Raw genomic sequence first — 19,866 nt, 5'->3', positions numbered from 1 at the left:
AAGCGGGCGGTGCTTCGTGCGAACGGATGCGTGCCCCGTGACGGACGATCGCGCGTTCGTCGCGGCGTTGAAAACATCAGGAATACTATCGGGTTCGCCGACGCATGCGACGTCGGCCACGCCTCGCCGCGCTACATGCGCATCAGCCCCGCGACGCCGTAACCGAGCACGACGAGGGCGGCGACCGCATGGCTCGCGGCGAGCCACCCCGGCGACTTCACGAAGCGTCCGATCGCATTGCCGCCGAACGCGAACACGAGCTGCCCCGCGAGGCTGCCCGCGAACACGCACGCGGCGCCGAGCAGCCAGTGCCGGTGCGCACCGGCGGCAGCCGTTGCATAGCCGTAGAACAGCAGGATGGTCAGCGGGTTCGCGAGCGTGACGAAAAACATCGACATGAACGGGCGTTCGCCCGGCGGCGTCGGTACGTCGCCGTCGAGCGTGCGGCGCCGGTCACGCAGCGCCTGCCACAGCATCCGCGCGCCCATCGCGAGCAACACGAGTGCGCCGACCCTGCGGAACAGCGACAGATGCGACGCGAGCGTGCCCGCGAGCATCGCGCCGAGCGTGAACGCGACGACCGCATAGCAGCCGTCGGCGGCGGCCACCCCGATCGCCGCGCGCACGCCGGCCGCCGTGCCGGCGCGCATGCCGTAGTTCGCGATCATCAGCGCGACGGGCCCGACCGACAGCGCGATCATCAGCCCGAACAGGAAGTCGTTCATCGGTCGTCGATGGCATCGAAACCGTCGATGGAAAACATCGATTCCAGCGACGCCGACACGATCCGGTGGATGAATCCGGCGTCAGGCGACGTCGACGCGCGCGGGCCCGTCCACCATCTCGCCGATCACGGCCGCACGGTCGAAACCGTCGGCGCGGAAACACGCGAGCACGTCGTCGACCGCTTCCGGCGCGCACGCGACCAGCAGCCCGCCCGACGTCTGCGGATCGGTCAGCAGCGCCTGCGCGACGGGCGGCAACCCGTCGGCGAGCCGTACGTCGGTACCGTACGCGGCCCAGTTGCGGCCCGATGCGCCGGTGAACACGCCGTCGGCGACGAACGCCTCGACGCCCGCGAGCCACGGCAGCGACGCGTAATGAACGCGTGCGGTGAGGTTCGCGCCGCGCGCCAGTTCGAGCGTATGGCCGAGCAGCCCGAAGCCCGTGACGTCGGTCAGCGCATGCACGCCCGGCAGCGCGGCGAGCTCGGCGCCCGGCCGGTTCAGCTTGGTGGTCGTCGCGACCATCTGCGCGTAGCCGTCGGCATCGAGCTGGTTCTTCTTCAGCGCGGCCGACAGCACGCCGACGCCGAGCGGCTTGCCGAGCACGAGTACGTCGCCCGCACGCGCGGCCGCGTTGCGCTTCACGCGCGACGGATGCACGACGCCGATCGCCGCGAGCCCGTAGATCGGCTCGACCGAATCGATCGAATGACCGCCCGCGACCGGAATGCCGGCCTCCGCGCACACCGATTCGCCGCCGCGCAGCACGGCCGCGATCGTCTCGTGCGGCAGCACGTTGATCGGCATGCCGACCAGCGCGAGCGCGAGGATCGGCTTGCCGCCCATTGCGTAGACGTCGGACAGCGCGTTGGTGGCCGCGATGCGGCCGAAGTCGAACGGATCGTCGACGATCGGCATGAAGAAATCGGTGGTCGCGACGATCGCCTGCTCGTCGTTGAGCCGATAGACGGCCGCGTCGTCGGAGGTCTCGGTGCCGACCAGCAGATCGGGAAACAACGCAGGCGGCGTCGCGCGCTTCAGCAGTTCGGACAGCACGCCCGGCGCGATCTTGCAGCCGCAGCCGCCCCCGTGCGACAGGCTCGTGAGGCGCGGAACGGCAGGCTGGGCTTGGGTGGCTTCGGTCATCGTCGGCATCCGGTGAATAACAACGTTCTATTATCGACAATTCCGTGCGAGCGCGCGCGATACCCACATAATCGAGGGTGCCTGCCCTGCTCCCGCCGCCGCCCGTACCTTCCACCACGATGGATCACGTCTTCATCGCCCTCGTACTGTGCTCCGCACTGCTGCACGCGATCTGGAATGCATTCCTCCACGTCAGCGAGGATCGCCTCGTCCAGCTCGGCACGATGTCGCTGCCGTATCTCGCGGTCGGCATCGCCGGCGCCGTGCTGCTGCCCTTGCCTGCACCCGCCGCGTGGCCGTATGTCGCCGTGTCCGCCGCGCTCGAGGTCGCGTACTGCTTCACGCTGGCGCGCGCGTACCGCAGCGGCGAATTCGGACAGATCTATCCGATCGCGCGCGGGATCTCGCCGCTGCTCGTATCGGTGCTCGCGCTCGCGATGCTGCACGAACGGCCGACGCCGCTCGGCTTCGCGGGCATCGCGCTCGTGTCGTTCGGGATCATGTCGCTCGCGCTGCGGCGCGGCTTCCGGTTCTCCGGCGAAGGCGTGCCGTACGCGCTGCTCACCGGCGTGTTCATCGCGTCGTATTCGATCTGCGACGGAATCGGCTCGCGCGTGTCCGGCAGCGCGCTCGGCTATATCGCGTGGGTGTATTTGCTGTGGAGCGTGCCGCAGCTCGTGCTCGTCTGCACATGGCGCGGCGGCCCGCGTGCGGTGCTCGGTTCGCGCACCGCGCTCACGCAGGGCGCGATCGCCGGCACGATCTCGCTCGCCGCGTACGGGATCGTGATCCTCGCGTACCGGCACCTGCCGGTCGCAACCGTGTCGGCGCTGCGCGAAACGAGCTCGATCTTCGCGGTCGCGATCGGCTGGTTCGTGATGCGCGAGCGGCCCGGTGCGCAGCGGCTCGCCGCGTGTGCGCTGGTGGTCGCGGGCGCGGCGTTGATCCGGCTCTGAACAGCCAGCCAGCGGCCCTGGATGACGCTGCCGCGCACATCGAACCGGCTCGGCATGCATCCGCCGATCGACGCGCGCCTCGCGCGTCGCGGCACACGCATCGTGTCCGCACCGCGGAGAAACCGATCCGGCTCGGCCGCGGCGCGACTGCCCGTCCGCCTCACACCGCCGCAGCGACGTGGTCGAACGCCCGTTCGTCGATCGCCTCGGCGAGCGTCGCGAACGCCGCCCCGATCTCGTCTTCCGGCACGCACGCATAGCCGAGCAGCAACCCCGACGCGGCACGCTCACGATCCGCGTAATACCCGGACAGCGGCCGCACGACGATGTTGCGCGCCAGCGCGGCCTGCGCGACCGCGCGATCGTCGACGCCCTGCGGCAATTGCGTGACGAGGTGCAGCCCCGCGTCGCTGCCGAGCGCGTGCAGCGTATCGCCGTAGCGGCGCGCGACCGCGTCGAGCAGCACCTCGCGGCGTTGCCCGTACAGCGTGCGCATCTTGCGGATATGCGACACGAAATGCCCTTCCGCGATGAATTCGGCGAGCACGGCCTGCTGCAATAACTGCCCTTCGCGATACAGCTCGGCGCTCGCGGTCGCGAAGCTCTCCGCGAGCGGCTCCGGCGCGACCAGATAGCCGACCCGCAGCCCCGGGAACAGCGTCTTGCCGAAACTGCCGACATAGATCACCTGCCCGGCCGTGTCGAGACCCTGCAGCGACGCGAGCGGCCGGCTGCCGTAGCGGAATTCGCTGTCGTAGTCGTCCTCGATGATCCAGCAGCCGTGCTGGCGCGCGTATTCGAGCAGCATCCGCCGCCGCGCGAGGCTCATCACCATCCCGAGCGGATACTGGTGCGACGGCGTGACGAGCATCAGCTTCGGCGGCTCGGCCAGATCGGCGGCCGACGGCGCGATGCCTTCGTCGTCGACCGGAATCGGCCGCGTGGTCAGCCCCGACACGTTCAGCACGCTGCGCACGCCCCAATAGCACGGGTCCTCGGTCCAGATCGCGTCGCCCGGGTCGGTCAGCAAGCGCACCGCGAGGTCGATCGACTGGTGGATGCCGGTCGTGATCACGATCTGCTCCGGCGTGCAGCGCACCGAGCGCGACGTGCGCAGGTAGTCGGCCAGCGCCTCGCGCAGCAGCGCGAGCCCGCCGCCGGGCGCGTAGGTCAGCAGGTCCGGGCGCAGGCGCCGCCAGTACTTGTTGTGCAGCCGCGTCCACACGCGCGCCGGAAATCGCGACACATCGGGTACGCCCGGCATGAACGCGCCGCCCTGGCGCTTCGACACGCCGGCGCCTTCGACGAGCCGCGTGCCGCGCGCGGACAGCCGCCGGGCGGACGGCGTCACGACGGCCGGGCCGGCCGCCGCGTCGGGCGGTGCGCCGACGATCTCGTCCGGCGCGCTGTCGGCGACGAACGTGCCGCGGCCGGTGGCCGAGTTCACATAGCCTTCGAGCGCCAGCTGCTCGTACACCTGCGTGACCGTGTTGCGCGCGATCCCGAGCTCCGCGGCCAGCAGCCGCGACGACGGCACGCGCGTGCCGGCCGGCAGTTCGCGCGACAGGATCGCCTGTTGCAGCAGCCGGTGAAGCTGCCGGTAGATCGGCTGTTCGCCGCCGCGCACGAGGCGCTGCGCCAGCCAGTCCGACAACACGCTCGCGCGCATGATTGGCTCCTGAATATTTATTGAAATGGCTCTGATTGCCAGAGCCAAATGTGATTATAGTCGCCTCCATGGGCTGCCAAGGCGGCCGATTTTCACCCTACCGGACAGAACATCAAGGAGATGACCGTGAAGAATGCCGACCTGCAGGCCCGCAAGAACGCCGCCACCCCGCGCGGCGTCGGCGTGATGTGCGATTTCTACGCAGCCCGCGCCGAGAACGCGGAGCTGTGGGACGTCGAAGGCCGCCGCTTCATCGATTTCGCCGCCGGCATCGCGGTGCTGAACACGGGCCACCGCCACCCGAAGATCGTCAAGGCGATCGCCGACCAGCTGAACAACTTCACGCACACCGCTTACCAGATCGTCCCGTACGCGTCGTACGTCGAACTGGCAGAGAAAATCAACGCACGCGCGCCGGGCGACTTCCCGAAGAAGACCGCGTTCTTCACGACCGGCGCCGAAGCCGTCGAGAACGCGATCAAGATCGCGCGCGCGGCCACCGGCCGCCCGGGCGTGATCGCCTTCTCGGGCGGCTTCCACGGCCGCACGATGATGGGCATGGCGCTGACCGGCAAGGTCGCCCCGTACAAACTGAACTTCGGCCCGTTCCCGGGCGACGTGTTCCACGCGCCGTACCCGAACGCCGTGCACGGCGTGACGACGGCCGACTCGATCAAGGCGATCGAGATGCTGTTCAAGGCCGACATCGATCCGAAGCGCGTCGCCGCGATCATCTTCGAACCGGTCCAGGGCGAAGGCGGCTTCAACCCGGCGCCGGCCGAGTTCGTGCGCGCGCTGCGCAAGATCTGTAACGAACACGGCATCCTGCTGATCGCCGACGAAGTGCAGACGGGCTTCGCGCGCACCGGCAAGCTGTTCGCGATGCAGCACTACGACGTGCTGGCCGACCTGATCACGATGGCGAAGAGCCTCGCGGGCGGCATGCCGCTGTCGGGCGTCGTCGGCCGTGCGGACGTGATGGACGCTGCCGCGCCCGGCGGCCTCGGCGGCACCTACGCGGGCAACCCGCTGGCCGTCGCGTCGGCGCACGCGGTGCTCGAGATCATCGACGAAGAGAAACTGTGCGAGCGCGCAACGCAGCTCGGCGACGTGCTGAAGGCGAAGCTGAACGCGCTGCAGGCCGACGTGCCGCAGATCGCCGACGTGCGCGGCCCGGGCGCGATGATCGCGGTCGAATTCCTGAAGCCGGGTTCGGGCGAGCCGGATGCCGAATTCACGAAGCGCGTGCAGACGCGCGCGCTCGAGCGCGGCCTGCTGCTGCTCGTGTGCGGCGTGTACTCGAACGTCGTGCGCTTCCTGTTCCCGCTGACGATCCCGCAAGCCGTGTTCGACGAAGCGCTCGCGATCCTCGAGGACGTTCTGAAGGAAACGGTCGGCGTGCCGGCCTGAGTGCCCGTCCGCTTCAACTGAATGCGCCGCCGCCGTCGTGAAGACGGCGGCGGCCGTTTTCATCCGTCCTTTTCAAAGCAGGTGATTCACATGAGCACTGTTCAGGAAACCCTGGCACTGAACGATCCGTCGCTGTTCCGCCAGCACGCGTACGTCAACGGCGAATGGCAAGGCGCGACGAACGGCGAGACGTTCGAAGTCCGCAACCCGGCAACCGGTGGCCTGCTCGGCACCGTGCCTGCGATGGGCGCGGCGGAAACGCGTCACGCGATCGACGCCGCGAACGCCGCCTGGCCGGCGTGGCGCAAGAAGACCGCGAAGGAACGTGCGGTCATCCTGCGCAAGTGGCACGACCTGATGATGGAGAACGCCGACGACCTCGCGCTGATCCTGACGACCGAGCAGGGCAAGTCGCTGGCCGAGGCGAAGGGCGAGATCGGCTATGCGGCGTCGTTCCTCGAGTGGTTCGCGGAAGAAGGCAAGCGCGTGTACGGCGACACGATCCCGACGCCGGCGAGCGACAAGCGCATCGTCGTGACGAAGGAAGCGATCGGCGTGTGCGCGGCGATCACGCCGTGGAACTTCCCGGCGGCGATGATCACGCGCAAGGTCGGCCCGGCGCTCGCGGCAGGCTGCCCGATCGTCGTGAAGCCGGCCGAGGCGACGCCGTTCTCGGCGCTCGCGATGGCCGTGCTGGCCGAGCGCGCGGGCGTGCCGGCCGGCGTGTTCAGCGTCGTCACGGGCGACCCGAAGGCGATCGGCGGCGAGCTGACGTCGAACCCGATCGTGCGCAAGCTGTCGTTCACGGGCTCGACGCCGGTCGGCCGCCTGCTGATGGCGCAATGCGCGGCGACGGTCAAGAAGGTGTCGCTGGAGCTGGGCGGTAATGCGCCGTTCATCGTGTTCGACGACGCGGACCTCGACGCGGCCGTGCAGGGCGCGATCGCGTCGAAGTACCGCAACAGCGGCCAGACGTGCGTGTGCACGAACCGCTTCTACGTGCATGAAGCCGTGTACGACCAGTTCGCGCAGAAGCTCGCGGCGGCCGTCGGCCAGTTGAAGGTCGGCCGCGGCACGGAGCCGGGCGTCACGCAAGGCCCGCTGATCAACGAAGCCGCGGTGCTGAAGGTCGAGGCGCACATCGAGGACGCGCTCGCGAAGGGCGCGACCGTCGTGACGGGCGGCAAGCGCCATGCGCTCGGCCACGGCTTCTTCGAGCCGACCGTGCTGACGGGCGTGACGCCCGCGATGAAGGTCGCGAAGGAAGAGACGTTCGGGCCGCTCGCGCCGCTGTTCAAGTTCGGCAGCGACGAAGAAGTGATCCGCCTCGCGAACGACACCGAGTTCGGCCTCGCCGCGTACTTCTACAGCCGCGACATCGGCCGCGTGTGGAAGGTGGCCGAAGCGCTCGAATACGGGATGGTTGGCGTGAACACGGGCCTGATCTCGAACGAAGTCGCGCCGTTCGGCGGCGTCAAGCAGTCGGGCCTCGGCCGCGAAGGCTCGCACTACGGCATCGACGACTACGTCGTGATCAAGTACCTCTGCCTCGCCGTCTGACGGTTCGTGGCCTGCCGCTTCCCGGCGACAGGCCTTCGCCGCCCGGCCGGAACCGGGCGGCCCGACGCGGGCCGGCTCCCCTCTCCGTCGCGCCCGCGTCACCTTTCCTCGCCGCGATCAGCGGAACACGTTCACCGCATCCACGAGCCGCGTCGCCTGCTGCTTCAGGCTTTCCGACGCCGCCGTGCTCTGCTCGACCAACGCCGCGTTCTGCTGCGTGATGTTGTCCAGATGCACGACCGCCTGGTCGACCTGCGCGACGCCCGTACTTTGCTCGGCCGTCGACGAGCTGATCTCCGCGATCAGATCGGACACGCGCTTCACCTGCGTGACGATGTCCTCCATCGTCTTGCCCGCGCCATCGACGATCCGCGCGCCCGACTCGACCCGCTCGACGCTCGCGCCGATCAGCGTCTTGATCTCCTTCGCCGCGTTCGCGCTGCGCTGCGCGAGTGCGCGCACTTCACCCGCGACCACCGCGAAACCGCGCCCTTGTTCGCCTGCCCGTGCGGCCTCGACCGCCGCATTCAGCGCGAGGATATTGGTCTGGAACGCGATACCGTCGATCACGCCGATGATGTCGGCGATCTTGCGCGAGCTGTCGGTGATCTCGCTCATCGTCGTGACGACCTCGCTCACCGCGCGGCCGCCGCGCTCCGCCGCTTCGCTCGCCGACACCGACAGCTGATTCGCCTGCAGCGCCGTTTCCGCATTGCTCGACACGGTCGCCGTCATCTCGGCCATCGACGCGGCCGTCTGCTGCACGCTCGACGCGGCCTGTTCGGTGCGTGCGCTCAAGTCGTTGTTGCCCTGCGCGATCTCGTTGCTCGCACGCTGCACGTTGTGCACCTGCTCGCTGACGTCGTCGACGAGCCAGCGGAACATCAGCCCGAGCTGGTTGATCGTGCGCAGCGTCATGCCGATCTCGTCGACGCGGTTCATCCGCACGCCGCGCCGGCTCTCGCCGGTCGCGACGTTCAGCGCCTGCTCGTGCAGCCGCTTCAGCGGTTGCACGATCTGCGCGTCGAGCCACCAGCCGGCCGCTGCCGCCACGCCGGCCGTCACGCCGGCAAACGCCGCGAGCGCGCCGCCGGCCAGCCCGCAGGCCCAGCCCGCGCCGACGACCGCCGGCGCCAGCACGCACAGTGCCGAATGAACGCGTGCACGCACCGACATCGTCTGCGACAGCGAGGCGATGCGCAGCAGCCCGGTACGGACGACGAGCCCCTTGTGGAACCGGCGCCGGCCGGCCTTGCCTTCGCGAAACGCGCGATACAGCGCTTCCGCGGCCTGGGTCTCGTCGCGCGGCGCCTTCGTGCGCACCGACATGTAGCCTTGCGGCGCGCCGTTGCGCATCACCGGAATCGCGTTCGCGCGCACCCAGTAGTGGTCGCCGTTCTTGCGGCGGTTCTTCACGAGCGCGGTCCACGGCTCGCCGCGCCTGAGCGTCGCCCACATGTCGGCGAACGCCTCACGCGGCATGTCGGGGTGGCGCACGGCATTGTGCGGCTGGCCGACGAGTTCCTCGTTCGAAAAACCGCTCACCTGCGCGAACGTGGTGTTCGCGTAGGTGATGGTGCTGTCGGCGTCGGTCGTCGACATCAGCGTGACGTCGTCGGGAAAATCGAATTCCTGTTGGGTAACGGGCTGGTTGTTGCGCATGCAAGGCTCCGAAAGGCGGATCTGTCGTCCGCGCCGCGCTGAAATCGCGCTCAGTAGCCGAAAAACGGTTGATCGCTTTACGACACTCTCGTCTTTACTGTCGGCAATTCACCGGAAAACCTTAATTCCGTTTCGCATGGAATTGGCAATTCCGTCGTTACCATGATTTCAATCAAATAATCGGGCGATAATCGTCGCGCGCGTTTATTTGCCTGTCACGGAGCGCCACATGGCATTGACAATGCGGGCAGCCGTTGCGTGCGGCGAAACGATCGACCTATCCCACTCCATCCGTCTGCATTCGAATTCGATGAAAAAAGCATTGCATGAACTGAAGCGGTCGCCCTGGAATACGGCGACGGTCGCGCATGACATCCGCAAAAACGATCAAGCCGTGTTTTTCCGCCATGGCGGCACCATGCCGTTGCCGGAAGAACGCGGACCGGACAGCAACCGGATGGTGCCGCCCGAAGGCATGCCGCGCCCGCCGTTGATGGTCGCGATCGCCGCGCAGCGGGCGGCCGCATGACGCGCCGCACCGCCGCCGAACGCGACGCGCTGTCGGCCCGCCTGCTGCCGCGCGACGACGTGCCGCTCGTGTGGACCATCGACCGGCGCGAAATCATCGAACACCTGTACGTGCTGCGCGACGGCGCGCTGCATCGCGTGCCCGAGTTCTACGACGTGGCCGGCTGGCCCGACGGCGAAGCCGACCACTACACGCCGATCCTGCTCGACTGCCACGATCGCGGCGGCTGGTTTCTCGGCAGGTTCGACGGCTCACGGCTCGTCGCGGCCGTGGTCGTCGACAGCCGGCCGCTCGGCCCGCAACGCGACATGCTGCAGCTGAAGTTCCTGCACGTGAGCCACGACTGGCGCGGCTGCGGGCTCGGCGAACAGCTCTACCGCGCGGCCCGCGCGCAGGCGCGCGCGATGAGCGCCCGGCGTCTGTACGTGTCGGCCACGCCGTCGCAGCGCACGATCGACTTCTACCTGCGGCTCGGCTTCACGGTCAGCGCGGCGCCCGATCCCGCGCTTTACGCGCTCGAGCCCGAGGACATTCACCTCGAAGGGCCGACGGCGTAACGGCCGCGCTGCTGCGCGAGCATGGCATCGAGGTGTTCGCGGACACCGAGATCGACGCGCTCGACGCCCGCCTCAGGCAACTGTCGCAGGCCGGTTAACGACGATGGGCGGCACGAGAATTCTCGTGCCGCCCATCGTTGCGAAGCGGAACAACCGTGACGCGGCGCCAACCGGCCGCCTCACAACGTCACGCAGGTCAGACGCGTTCGATCGCGATCGCGATACCCTGGCCGACGCCGATGCACATCGTGCACAGCGCAAAGCGGCCGTTCGTGCGATGCAACTGGTACATCGCGGTCGTCACGAGGCGCGCACCCGATGCGCCGAGCGGGTGGCCGAGCGCGATCGCGCCGCCGTTCGGGTTCACGCGCGGATCGTCGTCGGCCACGCCGAGCATGCGCAGCACCGCGAGACCTTGCGACGCGAATGCTTCGTTCAGCTCGATCACGTCGAACTGGTCGATCGTCATCCCGAGCCGCGCGAGCAGCTTCTGCGTGGCCGGTGCGGGGCCGATGCCCATCACGCGCGGCGCGACGCCGGCCGTCGCGATGCCGAGCACGCGGGCGCGCGGCGTCAGGCCGAAGCGCTTCGCGGTGGCCTCGTTCGCGAGCAGCAGCGCGGCGGCGCCGTCGTTCACGCCCGACGCGTTGCCGGCCGTCACCGAGCCGTCCGGGCGCACGACGCCCTTGAGCTTCGCGAGCGCCTCGAGCGACGTTTCGCGCGGATGTTCGTCACGCGACACGACCACCGGATCGCCCTTCTTCTGCGCAATCGTGACCGCGACGATTTCTTCGGCAAGCGTGCCGTCCTGCTGCGCCCGCGCCGCCTTCTGCTGGCTGCGCAGCGCGAACAGGTCCTGATCCGCGCGGCTGATGTGGTAATCGACCGCGACGTTCTCGGCCGTTTCAGGCATCGAATCGACACCGTGCAGCTGTTTCATCAACGGATTGACGAAGCGCCAGCCGATCGTCGTGTCGTAGATGTCGGCCTGGCGCGCGAACGCGCTCGCGGCCTTGCCCATCACGAACGGCGCTCGCGTCATGCTCTCGACGCCGCCCGCGACCATCAGCGCGGCTTCGCCCGACTTGATCGCGCGCGCGGCCACGCCGACCGCATCCATGCCGGAACCGCACAGGCGGTTGATCGTCGAACCCGGCACGCCTTCCGGCAGACCCGCGAGCAGCGCGGACATGCGCGCGACGTTGCGGTTGTCCTCGCCGGCCTGGTTCGCGCAGCCGTAGATCACGTCGTCGATCGCCGTCCAGTCGACGTCGCGATTGCGCTCGACGAGCGCCTTGAGCGGCACCGCGCCCAGATCGTCGGCGCGCACGCCGGACAGTGCACCGCCGTAACGCCCGATCGGCGTACGGATCGCATCACACAGAAAAGCTTCGGTCATCAGTGTCTCCGGTCCCGTGAAAGGCTGGGAAATGAACAGGGCGCGCCCCTTGCATTGCCCGCCGGGATGCGCTTAAATGTTCTACATACGAACATAAGATCGTGTATCGAACGTTCAACGCATCATAGGGAGTGCAGGGACGACCTGTCAAGCGCGCGGTCCGCCGGGCGGTTGGCGTGTCGGGCCCCATGCGCTATCTTCTCGGCTGCACGACATTCCAGGCGCTCACGACAACCGAAGATACTCAGACGAAACCCGGCGACTCCTATGTGCAGTCGTTCGCGCGCGGCCTCGCGGTGATCCGCGCGTTCGACGCGCAACGCCCGGAGCAGACGCTCACCGAGGTCGCATCGGCCACCGGCCTCACGCGCGCCGGCGCGCGCCGGATCCTGCTCACGCTGCAGACACTCGGCTACGTCGAGGCCGACGGCCGGCTGTTCCGGCTCACGCCGAAGATCCTCGAGCTCGGCTTCGCGTATCTGACGTCGATGCCGTTCTGGAATCTCGCCGATCCGGTGATGGAGCAGTTGTCCGCGCAGATCCACGAAAGCTGCTCGGCCGCGGTGCTCGACCGCACCGAGATCGTATACGTGCTGCGCGTGCCGACGCACAAGATCATGACGATCAACCTGTCGATCGGCAGCCGGCTGCCCGCGTACTGCACGTCGATGGGCCGCGTGCTGCTGTCCGCGCTCGACGACGCGGCGCTCGACGAAACGCTCGCACAGAGCGCGATCCGCGCGCATACGCCGCGCACGATCACCGACATCGGCGAGCTGAAGGCGACGATCGCGCAGGTGCGCCAGCAGGGCTGGGCCGTGGTCGACCAGGAACTCGAAGTGGGTTTGATGTCGATCTCCGCGCCGATCCGCAACCGGCGCGGGCAGGTGATCGCCGCGATGAACATCAGCGGCAATGCGCAGCGGCATACCGCGAAGCAGATGGTGAAGGAGTTTCTCGGGCCACTGCAGCAGGCCGCGCAGACGGTATCGGAGCTCGTCGCTCGGCGCGGGTGAGCGGTTACTTCGCTCGCCGGATCGGCAACGCGATCGTTCGCGGAAAGCGCGAAACACGCGAAACACGCAGATGGCGCGGATAAAAAGACGGGCGGCATGGGCCGCCCGCTCAACTCTCTGACTCTGCTTGCAACGTCCTTCTCACGGAACACGGAGCACGCTCCGCATCGCCCAATTTAGGGGGACGGCACCGCCCGGTCAATTTGACGAGAACGAAATTGCGCGGCGCCGCTCGGACACGCCCCCGCCACCACTCACGCGCCCAACAACATCCCCGTGCGCACCGGCACCGTACCCGTCACGCGCCCGAGCGGCGCGCCGGCCGTCACGAAGCGGATCGCGCGGCGCATGTAGAACACGCCATCGGTCGCGCTCGAGATCGTCGTGACCGCATCCGTCAGCGGATCGACGATGTCGAACAGCGGATCGCCCGCACGAATCGTCGCGCCGATCGCCGCGCGGTGCACGAGGATCCCGCTCACCGGCGCGTAGAACTGCTCGCTGCCCGCGAGCGGCGTGGCCGGCGCGGCCAGCGGCGGCAGCGGCGCGCGTTCGCCGCGCACCGCGCCGCACCACATCAGATAGTCGACGAGCGCGCCGGCGTCGCGTTGCGCGTATTCGTAGGTCACGTCGCGCTGGCCGCGGCACTCGACCGTCGCGGCCACGGTGCCGGCCGCCATCGGCGTGCCGGCCGGCAACTGCGCGCGCAACCGCGACCACAGCAGATGATGCGCATCGTCGAATGCGTGCCCGCCCGAATCCTCGGCGAGCAGCGACACCTCCGCCCCGAGATACCGCGCGAGCGGCTCGACGTCCGGCCACGCGGTGTCGCTCGTATACACATGCATCACCGCTTCGAGCGAGCAATGCAGGTCGATCACGACATCGGCGTCGTGCGACAGCTTCAGCAGCGCAAGCTGAAGTGCATCGAATTCCGTGCGCGGCACGATGTCGTCGAGCGCCGCGCCGACGCATTCGCGCACGATCGCCCGATTGCGTGCGCCGTCGTCGCCCAGCCGGTCGCGCGCACGCGCGGCGATCTCCGCGAGCGGCAGGAAGCCGCGATTGAAGTTGCGACCGCTCGCGAGATCGAACCGGCCGATGAACTGCCCAAGCAGATGATGGTTGAGGCCGATCGGGTTCGACACCGGCACGAGCACGATTTCGGCCGCGAGCCGCCCTTCGGCGTCGAGCTGCGCGAGCCGCTGCTTGAGCACGACCGCCGCGAGCATCGCGGGCGTCTCGTCCGCGTGCAGCGCGGCCTGCAGGTAGATCTTGCGGCCGCTGTCGGCCGGCCCGAAATGAAAGCTCGTCAGCGTGCGCTGCGTGCCGATCGACGGCGACAGGAGCGGCGTGGTGCGAATCTGCATCGAGGATCTCGAACGGATGAAAGCGGGGAATCGGAAGAACCGGCCGGCACGGCGCTCAGTCGCCGTACGGGTTGAAATCGAAATACTGCTTCGCGATCCGGTCGTACGTGCCGTCCTTCAGCATCGACGCGATCGCGCCGTCGATCGACGCCTTGAGCGCCGTATCCGACTGCCGCATGCCGATGCCGACGCCGCGATCGCCCATGTCGAGCGGCGCGCCGACGAACGCGAAGCCCTTGCCGCGCGGCTGGCGCAGGAACCCGTAGTCGGCCTCCACGGTGCCGAGCAGCGCCGCGTCGACGCGGCCGTTCACGAGATCGGCGAACACCTCGTCCTGGCTCTTGTACGGCACCACGCCGACGCCGGCCGGCGCCCAGTGCGCAAGCGCCCACGACTCGAACTGCGTGCCCGACTGCACGCCGACGCGCTTGCCGGCCAGCGACGCCGCCGTGCCGTCGAGCCCGCTGCCGGGCCGCGCGACGAGCCGCGACTTGAAGCGGAACAGCTTCGACGAGAACAGGATCTGCTTCTCGCGCTTCGCGGTGATCGCCATCGACGACAGGATCGCGTCGATCTTGCGCGCCTGCAGCGCGGGGATCATCCCGGAGAATTCGAGTTCGACCCACTGGCAGCGCAGCTGCGCGCGGCGGCAGATCTCGTTGCCGAGATCGACGTCGAACCCCTTCAGGCTGCCGTCGGGCGCCTTCGCATCCATCGGCGGATAGGTCGGGTCGATGCCGAGCCGCACCACGTGCGCGTCGAGCGCGTACGCGGACGTGGCCGCCAGGCCAAGGCACAGGGAAGCGAGCGGGACGAGGAAACGTTTCATGGTCGACGACGGGCAGGAAGCGGGGGCAAACGGCATGAGCCGGACTGCCTGCGATCGTAGGCGGCGGCCACCGCCGCCGGAACCCGTGGCTGACTTATCATGATCGGTATTTCCGATCACCGGCCTCGCTGCTTCCCATGGCGTTCACGCTGTCCCAGCTCCGCATCTTCCAGGCCGTCGTCGAGCACGGCAGCCTGCGCGCGGCCGCCCGCGCGCTCGATCTCGCGCAAAGCGGCGTCACGCAGCAACTGCAGGGCCTCGAGGCGGCGCTCGGCGCGACGCTGTTCACGCGCACCAATCGCGGGATCGTGCCGACGGCCGTCGGCCAGCGGCTGCTCGCGCGCTCCGGTGCGATCCTCGGCGAATGCGAGCAGGTCGAGCGGGAAATCCGTCAGTTGAGCGGCGCCTACGAAGGCACGGTCACGCTCGGCCTCGTGACCGAGCCGCTGATCGACGCGTTCGCGCCCGTGCTGACCGCGTTCCGCGCGCGCTTCGACAAGGTGGACGTGCACCTGCGCACCGGCACGTCGCGGATGATGATCGGCTGGCTGCGCGAAAGCGCGGTCGATTTCGCGATCGCGCTGGTCGCGAAGCAGACCGACACGACCGATCTCGCGGTCACGCCGCTGCGCACGTCGGCGCCGGTGGTCGTCTGCCGCAACGGGCACCCGGCGATGCATGCACGATCGCTCGCCGAGCTGGCCGACCATGCATGGGTGTCCACGCGCTCGCCGAACCTGAGCGCCGACCCGGTCGTCAACCGGCTGCTCGCGTACTTCGATGCGCACGGCCAGCCGCCGCCGAAGATTCTCGCGACCGTCGAAGGGATGTTCGAGACGCTGCAGATCGTCACGCAGACCGATTGCCTCGCGCTCGAAACCGAAGCGATCACGCGGCACGGGCCGTTCGCCGGCGCGCTCGTGAAGGTGCCGGTGCGCGAGCGGGCCGACGCGCAGGACATCTGCCTGCTGCAGCGCGCGGCCGTGCCGCTGACGCCGGCCGCGCAGGAACTCGCGACGATGCTCGCGTCGTATCTCAGGGTGGTGCGCGGGCGGTAGGCGCATCGGGCCGCGGCGCGGCCCGCCTCGCGCAGCGCGCGTCAGTCCAGCGACTCGCGCGCCGTTTCGCGCAGCATCGCGACCGCGATCAGCGACAGCACCACGCACGCGGCCACGTAGCCGGCCGGCGCGAGCTTGCTGCCGGTCGTCTTCACGAGCCACGTCGCGATCAACTGCGCGGTGCCGCCGAAGATCGTCACCGCGAGCGCATACGCGATCGAGATGCCCGTCGCCCGCACATGGCGCGGCAGCGACTCGCACATCAGCGCCATTTCCGACGCCGAGCCGAGCGAATAGAACAGCAGCATCAGCGCGGTCAGCGGCAGGATCACCGACAGCGTCGGATGATGGTTCATCAGCCAGAACGCCGGGAACAGCAGCGCGACCAGCACGCCGCGGCCGACGAAGATCGGCAGGCGCCGGCTGCCGAGCCGGTCCGACAGCCAGCCGAACAGCGGGCACGTGACCAGCATCACGCAGCCCGACGCGACGCCGACGAACATCGACAGCTTCATCGGCAGGCCGAGCGTGTGGATCGCGTAGGTCGGCATGTAGAACGTCAGGATGTAGGTCGACACCGTGCCGCCCATCACCGTCAGCATCAGCAGCAGCACCGTGCGCGTGTGCTTCGAGAACAGTTCGTGCAGCACGCCGCGCTCGATCCCGTGATGGCGATCGCCGGGCGCATCGTCCGCGAGCCGCCGGCGCAGGTACATCCCGACCGGCGCGATCAGCACGCCGACGAGGAACGGCAGCCGCCAGCCCCAGCTTTCCAGCGCATCCTTCGTCATCGTGTTCGACAGCAGCGCCGCGAAGCCCGAGCCCATCAGCGCCGCGCCGCCCTGCGTCGCGAGCTGCCAGCTCGCGCGGAACGCGCGGCGCGACGTGCCGCCCTGTTCGAGCAGCGTCGACGTCGCCGCGCCGAATTCGCCGCCCTGCGAGAAGCCCTGCAGCAGCCGCGCGAACACGACGAGCAGCGGCGCGGCCACGCCGACCTGCGCATAGGTCGGCGCGATCGCGATCAGGCCGGTGCCGAGCGCCATCAGCATGATCGTCAGGTTCAGCGCGGCCTTGCGCCCCTTGCGGTCCGCGTAGACGCCGAGCACGACGCTGCCGAGCGGCCGCGTGAAGAAGCCGGCGGCGAACGTCGCGACCGACAGCAGCAGCGACGTGGTCGGGTCGCTCGACGGGAAAAACAGCTTGCCGATCAGCACCGCGAAGAAGCCGTACACGGTGAAATCGAAGAATTCCAGCCAGTTGCCGATCACGGCCGCGGTAATCGCGCCGTGGCGCGTGACGGCAGGCGAGCCGGACACGCCGGCTTCGGCGGCGCCCGTCGACGCGGGGTGCAGCGCGAGATGGTCCTTCTGCATCGCTATCCTCTCCTGTCAATGCGGCCGGAAGCGCCGGCCGCGCGCCGCCGCCGCGATCACCGCCCGAGGTAACGCTCGACGAGGCGCGTCCAGAACGCCGCGCCGATCGGCAGGTTGCGATCGTTGAAGTCGTATTTCGGGTTGTGCACCATGCAGCCGTCCTCGCCTTCGCCATTGCCGAGCCGCACGAACGAGCCCGGCCGCTGCTGCAGCATGAACGCGAAATCCTCGCTGCCCATCAGCAGGTCGGCCTGCTCGACCACGTGCGCATCGCCGACGAGTTCGCGCGCGACCTGCGCGGCGAAATCCGTTTCGGCATCCGTATTGACGACGACCGGATAGCCTTCGATGTACTCGACGTTCGCGCTCGCGCCGTAGCTCGCCGCCTGCGTTTGGGCCAGCTCGGTGATGCGGCGCTTGAGCAGCGCGCGCACGTCCGGGCTGAACGAACGCACGCTGAGTTCCAGGCGCGCGCCGTTCGGAATCACGTTGTTCGCGGTGCCCGCGTGCATCGAGCCGACCGTGACGACCGCCGGCTGCGACGGATCGACGTTGCGCGCGACGATCGTCTGCAGCGCCATCACGATGCTCGCCGCGACGACGACCGGGTCGACCGTCAGGTGCGGCCGCGCCGCGTGGCCGCCGACGCCCTCGATCGAGATGATCGCCTTGTCGCCGGCCGACATGAACGGGCCGCGCCGCGTGAGGAACACGCCGGGCGCCGCGCCCGGATGGTTGTGCATGCCGAACACGGCGTCGCACGGGAAGCGCTCGAACAGGCCGTCGTCGATCATCTTCTTCGCGCCGCTGTCGACGCCGTGCTCTTCCGCCGGCTGGAAATACAGGTGCACGGTGCCCGAGAAGTGGCGCGTCTTCGCGAGATGCTGCGCGGCGCCGAGCAGCATCGTCGTGTGGCCGTCGTGGCCGCATGCGTGCATCTTGCCGTGCGTGCCGCTCGCATACGGCAGGCCGGTCGCCTCGACGATCGGCAGCGCATCCATGTCCGCGCGAATGCCGATGCTGCGCGTGCCGTCGCCCACCCTCAGCGTGCCGACGACACCCGTCTTGCCGACGCCGCGCGTCACCTGCCAGCCCCATTGCTCGAGCTTGTCCGCGACCAGCGCGGCCGTGTCGTGCTCTTCGTACGCGAGTTCGGGATGGCGATGGATGTGGTGACGGATCTCGCGCAGCCCGCCGGCGGCGGGCAGCAGATCCTCGACTTCGGTGAATCGGGTATCGGTGGTCATCGAGAGGCTCCTGCCGTTTTGCGCACGCCGGTGGTGCGTGCGGGAAAGCGAGCCACTATATCCAGCCGATATCGGTTCAATAAGATGCGGAATTTTTCACCGCGATAAGTGTTTTTAATCAGGGTTAGTACGGAGCTTCGGTCCGGCTCTGTAGCTTTCGATTAGATATGGATACGACTTTCGATTAGATGCGGATACCGGCATCCGGTGCGGGCCCGGTACGCCCGTGGTACATGGCGTATCCGTATCTAATCGAAAACGGCTTTTTGCCTTGACCGAGAAGCCCCCGCGCATTTCTACGCGCAAGTCAATAGGCCATCCAATGGGAGATCGAACCGGCTCTTCCGGACGCCGCGTCGTCAGCGGTCCGCACGGCTGGCGGGAGAACGACACTGGAAATCGGCGTAACCGCTGTCGGGTCTCGCCGATGCGAGAACAAGGTGGCAAAGCCGATTTGCTCGACTTTGGGCAAATCATGCCGCTTCGGCGAACCTACACTCATTTGCAGGCAACGCGCGCCTGTGCGACCGCCGACCGGCGGGACTCGCAACGGCATCGACAACGTCCAACGAACATGATCGATTTTTCGGAAGAGCAGATAGCTGCCAGAGAGCTCCGAAACACCGCGTACCACGAAGCGGGCCACAAGATGCTTTACGAACGCTTCGGCGGCGCTGGCGACGCAGTTGTGTGGAAAAACGAGAGCGGCAATCCAGACGAGAGCTCATGGCTGGGCCAGTTTCGTCCTCGCACCTGTCCTGAGGTGATGCGCAAGGTGGCGCTGAACCATGGGTTTGCCGCTCCCGAGCTACCTGCGAACTGGAAGATGCTCGTCGGCATGGCCGGCATGTTGGCCGAGGAAATCCTGAGCGGCGAGACAGATGATACTGGCGCTATGGCAGATCCCCTGTTTTGCAGAATTTCCTTTGGAGAGGCATCGGCCTCCGACCTCGCGCTCATGGGCGGGCACTGCCCCGCTACATGCGACCGACGGACGGCGCAACCGCGTTCGAGTGGCTCTCTGCCGAGTTGACCAGGAAAGGAATGACGAAGGAACTCGAACTGGCGCGGCGAGACTGCAATGTCTGCGGCGACAGTACGCTCGATGTGTTGCACTGCCTTGAGGAAGGCACAGTCGAGCGGCATATCGAGAGGACCGGGACGCTCGTCGCTCGTGTGTATCGCGACGCCGTCATGAGGGAGCACGCGGTGCAGTGAGCGGTCAGGCGGAAAGCCCGACCACCGACCACTGCCGCGAGCAGGTCCGCTTAGAACAGGCCCGATACGGTCAGCAATGCCGCCGAAACTGTGCGTTATCTGTCCATCACTGGTCATGCCGCTTGCGCTCTTCTTCCGCTCT

Annotated in this window: 18 protein-coding genes and 1 pseudogene; 10 read left to right on the top strand and 9 right to left on the bottom strand. The window is 68.2% G+C overall.

Annotated features, from left to right (window positions below):
• Positions 1 to 131: 131 nt before the first annotated feature.
• Positions 132 to 725, bottom strand: a complete 594-nt coding sequence (locus HWX62_RS20580) for a LysE family transporter (protein ID WP_175932114.1) — start codon at positions 723 to 725, stop codon at positions 132 to 134.
• A gap of 81 nt (positions 726 to 806) precedes the next feature.
• The gene (gene selD, locus HWX62_RS20575; RefSeq protein WP_175932115.1) at positions 807 to 1,871 is read right to left on the bottom strand and encodes a selenide, water dikinase SelD; all 1,065 of its coding nucleotides are present in this window, start codon (positions 1,869 to 1,871) and stop codon (positions 807 to 809) included.
• Positions 1,872 to 1,990: 119 nt separating this feature from the next.
• Here selD and HWX62_RS20570 point away from each other — a divergent pair, with 119 nt between their 5' ends.
• Positions 1,991 to 2,827 carry a DMT family transporter gene (locus tag HWX62_RS20570; RefSeq protein ID WP_175932116.1) on the top strand — a complete coding sequence of 279 codons (837 nt, stop codon included), beginning with the start codon at positions 1,991 to 1,993 and terminating at the stop codon, positions 2,825 to 2,827.
• Positions 2,828 to 2,987: 160 nt separating this feature from the next.
• On the opposite strand, the gene HWX62_RS20565 is transcribed toward HWX62_RS20570, so the two are convergent.
• Complete coding sequence (locus HWX62_RS20565; protein ID WP_175932117.1) at positions 2,988 to 4,496, bottom strand: PLP-dependent aminotransferase family protein; 1,509 nt, start codon at positions 4,494 to 4,496, stop codon at positions 2,988 to 2,990.
• Between the two features lie 126 nt (positions 4,497 to 4,622).
• Here HWX62_RS20565 and HWX62_RS20560 point away from each other — a divergent pair, with 126 nt between their 5' ends.
• Positions 4,623 to 5,906 carry a 4-aminobutyrate--2-oxoglutarate transaminase gene (locus tag HWX62_RS20560; RefSeq protein WP_175932118.1) on the top strand — a complete coding sequence of 428 codons (1,284 nt, stop codon included), beginning with the start codon at positions 4,623 to 4,625 and terminating at the stop codon, positions 5,904 to 5,906.
• Positions 5,907 to 5,996: 90 nt separating this feature from the next.
• The gene (gene gabD, locus HWX62_RS20555; protein ID WP_175932119.1) at positions 5,997 to 7,466 is read left to right on the top strand and encodes an NADP-dependent succinate-semialdehyde dehydrogenase; all 1,470 of its coding nucleotides are present in this window, start codon (positions 5,997 to 5,999) and stop codon (positions 7,464 to 7,466) included.
• 117 nt (positions 7,467 to 7,583) lie between these two features.
• On the opposite strand, the gene HWX62_RS20550 is transcribed toward gabD, so the two are convergent.
• Entirely contained in the window at positions 7,584 to 9,128 is a 1,545-nt protein-coding gene (locus HWX62_RS20550; protein ID WP_175932120.1) for a PAS domain-containing methyl-accepting chemotaxis protein, read from the bottom strand.
• A 229-nt stretch (positions 9,129 to 9,357) separates the two neighbouring features.
• Here HWX62_RS20550 and HWX62_RS20545 point away from each other — a divergent pair, with 229 nt between their 5' ends.
• The 3 genes and pseudogenes from HWX62_RS20545 to HWX62_RS33115 form a co-directional block, all read left to right on the top strand.
• Positions 9,358 to 9,657, top strand: a complete 300-nt coding sequence (locus tag HWX62_RS20545; RefSeq protein ID WP_175932121.1) for a hypothetical protein — start codon at positions 9,358 to 9,360, stop codon at positions 9,655 to 9,657.
• Positions 9,654 to 10,214 carry a GNAT family N-acetyltransferase gene (locus HWX62_RS20540; protein ID WP_175932122.1) on the top strand — a complete coding sequence of 187 codons (561 nt, stop codon included), beginning with the start codon at positions 9,654 to 9,656 and terminating at the stop codon, positions 10,212 to 10,214. The genes HWX62_RS20545 and HWX62_RS20540 overlap by 4 nt, the downstream gene beginning before the upstream one ends.
• A pseudogene (locus HWX62_RS33115) lies at positions 10,208 to 10,312 on the top strand (DUF523 domain-containing protein); the annotation flags it as partial. The gene HWX62_RS20540 and the pseudogene HWX62_RS33115, both read left to right, overlap by 7 nt.
• 98 nt (positions 10,313 to 10,410) lie before the next feature.
• Here HWX62_RS33115 and pcaF read toward each other — a convergent pair.
• Positions 10,411 to 11,613, bottom strand: coding sequence for a 3-oxoadipyl-CoA thiolase (gene pcaF / locus HWX62_RS20535; RefSeq protein WP_175932123.1), 1,203 nt, complete (start codon positions 11,611 to 11,613; stop codon positions 10,411 to 10,413).
• A 188-nt stretch (positions 11,614 to 11,801) separates the two neighbouring features.
• On the opposite strand from pcaF, the gene HWX62_RS20530 reads away from it, so the two are divergent.
• Positions 11,802 to 12,629 carry an IclR family transcriptional regulator gene (locus HWX62_RS20530; protein ID WP_175985217.1) on the top strand — a complete coding sequence of 276 codons (828 nt, stop codon included), beginning with the start codon at positions 11,802 to 11,804 and terminating at the stop codon, positions 12,627 to 12,629.
• A 254-nt stretch (positions 12,630 to 12,883) separates the two neighbouring features.
• Here HWX62_RS20530 and HWX62_RS20525 read toward each other — a convergent pair whose 3' ends face one another.
• Together HWX62_RS20525 and HWX62_RS20520 are read right to left on the bottom strand one after the other, a co-directional pair.
• Positions 12,884 to 13,999 (bottom strand): succinylglutamate desuccinylase/aspartoacylase family protein, encoded by a 1,116-nt coding sequence (locus HWX62_RS20525; RefSeq protein ID WP_175932125.1) that lies wholly within the window; start codon positions 13,997 to 13,999, stop codon positions 12,884 to 12,886.
• Between the two features lie 55 nt (positions 14,000 to 14,054).
• Positions 14,055 to 14,828 (bottom strand): transporter substrate-binding domain-containing protein, encoded by a 774-nt coding sequence (locus HWX62_RS20520; RefSeq protein ID WP_175932126.1) that lies wholly within the window; start codon positions 14,826 to 14,828, stop codon positions 14,055 to 14,057.
• Positions 14,829 to 14,965: 137 nt separating this feature from the next.
• Between HWX62_RS20520 and HWX62_RS20515 the strand changes: the two genes are divergently transcribed.
• Positions 14,966 to 15,886, top strand: a complete 921-nt coding sequence (locus HWX62_RS20515) for a LysR substrate-binding domain-containing protein (protein ID WP_175932127.1) — start codon at positions 14,966 to 14,968, stop codon at positions 15,884 to 15,886.
• A 41-nt stretch (positions 15,887 to 15,927) separates the two neighbouring features.
• On the opposite strand, the gene HWX62_RS20510 is transcribed toward HWX62_RS20515, so the two are convergent.
• Positions 15,928 to 17,259 (bottom strand): MFS transporter, encoded by a 1,332-nt coding sequence (locus tag HWX62_RS20510; protein ID WP_175932128.1) that lies wholly within the window; start codon positions 17,257 to 17,259, stop codon positions 15,928 to 15,930.
• Between the two features lie 56 nt (positions 17,260 to 17,315).
• Positions 17,316 to 18,506, bottom strand: a complete 1,191-nt coding sequence (locus tag HWX62_RS20505; RefSeq protein ID WP_175932129.1) for a M20 aminoacylase family protein — start codon at positions 18,504 to 18,506, stop codon at positions 17,316 to 17,318.
• Between the two features lie 574 nt (positions 18,507 to 19,080).
• Between HWX62_RS20505 and HWX62_RS20500 the strand changes: the two genes are divergently transcribed.
• Together HWX62_RS20500 and HWX62_RS20495 are read left to right on the top strand one after the other, a co-directional pair.
• Positions 19,081 to 19,539, top strand: coding sequence for a hypothetical protein (locus tag HWX62_RS20500; RefSeq protein WP_244136074.1), 459 nt, complete (start codon positions 19,081 to 19,083; stop codon positions 19,537 to 19,539).
• Between the two features lie 11 nt (positions 19,540 to 19,550).
• Positions 19,551 to 19,724: a hypothetical protein gene (locus tag HWX62_RS20495; RefSeq protein ID WP_244136073.1), complete on the top strand. Its 174-nt coding sequence runs from the start codon at positions 19,551 to 19,553 to the stop codon at positions 19,722 to 19,724.
• Positions 19,725 to 19,866 lie beyond the last annotated feature (142 nt).

This window comes from Burkholderia sp. BCC0506 (genome assembly GCF_902833145.1).
In the GTDB taxonomy this organism is placed as follows: domain Bacteria; phylum Pseudomonadota; class Gammaproteobacteria; order Burkholderiales; family Burkholderiaceae; genus Burkholderia.
This window is presented reverse-complemented; position numbering and strand designations above follow the sequence as displayed.

Bases quoted from the DNA above. Each gene is read 5' to 3' on its own strand.
- pcaF (WP_175932123.1), bottom strand. From the start codon at position 11,613: ATGACCGAAGCTTTTCTGTGTGATGCGATCCGTACGCCGATCGGGCGT.
- HWX62_RS20510 (WP_175932128.1), bottom strand. From the start codon at position 17,259: ATGCAGAAGGACCATCTCGCGCTGCACCCCGCGTCGACGGGCGCCGCC.
- HWX62_RS20530 (WP_175985217.1), top strand. From the start codon at position 11,802: ATGCGCTATCTTCTCGGCTGCACGACATTCCAGGCGCTCACGACAACC.
- HWX62_RS20570 (WP_175932116.1), top strand. From the start codon at position 1,991: ATGGATCACGTCTTCATCGCCCTCGTACTGTGCTCCGCACTGCTGCAC.
- HWX62_RS20525 (WP_175932125.1), bottom strand. From the start codon at position 13,999: ATGCAGATTCGCACCACGCCGCTCCTGTCGCCGTCGATCGGCACGCAG.
- HWX62_RS20545 (WP_175932121.1), top strand. From the start codon at position 9,358: ATGGCATTGACAATGCGGGCAGCCGTTGCGTGCGGCGAAACGATCGAC.
- selD (WP_175932115.1), bottom strand. From the start codon at position 1,871: ATGACCGAAGCCACCCAAGCCCAGCCTGCCGTTCCGCGCCTCACGAGC.
- HWX62_RS20505 (WP_175932129.1), bottom strand. From the start codon at position 18,506: ATGACCACCGATACCCGATTCACCGAAGTCGAGGATCTGCTGCCCGCC.
- HWX62_RS20500 (WP_244136074.1), top strand. From the start codon at position 19,081: ATGATCGATTTTTCGGAAGAGCAGATAGCTGCCAGAGAGCTCCGAAAC.
- gabD (WP_175932119.1), top strand. From the start codon at position 5,997: ATGAGCACTGTTCAGGAAACCCTGGCACTGAACGATCCGTCGCTGTTC.
- HWX62_RS20580 (WP_175932114.1), bottom strand. From the start codon at position 725: ATGAACGACTTCCTGTTCGGGCTGATGATCGCGCTGTCGGTCGGGCCC.
- HWX62_RS20565 (WP_175932117.1), bottom strand. From the start codon at position 4,496: ATGCGCGCGAGCGTGTTGTCGGACTGGCTGGCGCAGCGCCTCGTGCGC.
- HWX62_RS20515 (WP_175932127.1), top strand. From the start codon at position 14,966: ATGGCGTTCACGCTGTCCCAGCTCCGCATCTTCCAGGCCGTCGTCGAG.
- HWX62_RS20520 (WP_175932126.1), bottom strand. From the start codon at position 14,828: ATGAAACGTTTCCTCGTCCCGCTCGCTTCCCTGTGCCTTGGCCTGGCG.
- HWX62_RS20495 (WP_244136073.1), top strand. From the start codon at position 19,551: ATGACGAAGGAACTCGAACTGGCGCGGCGAGACTGCAATGTCTGCGGC.
- HWX62_RS20550 (WP_175932120.1), bottom strand. From the start codon at position 9,128: ATGCGCAACAACCAGCCCGTTACCCAACAGGAATTCGATTTTCCCGAC.
- HWX62_RS20540 (WP_175932122.1), top strand. From the start codon at position 9,654: ATGACGCGCCGCACCGCCGCCGAACGCGACGCGCTGTCGGCCCGCCTG.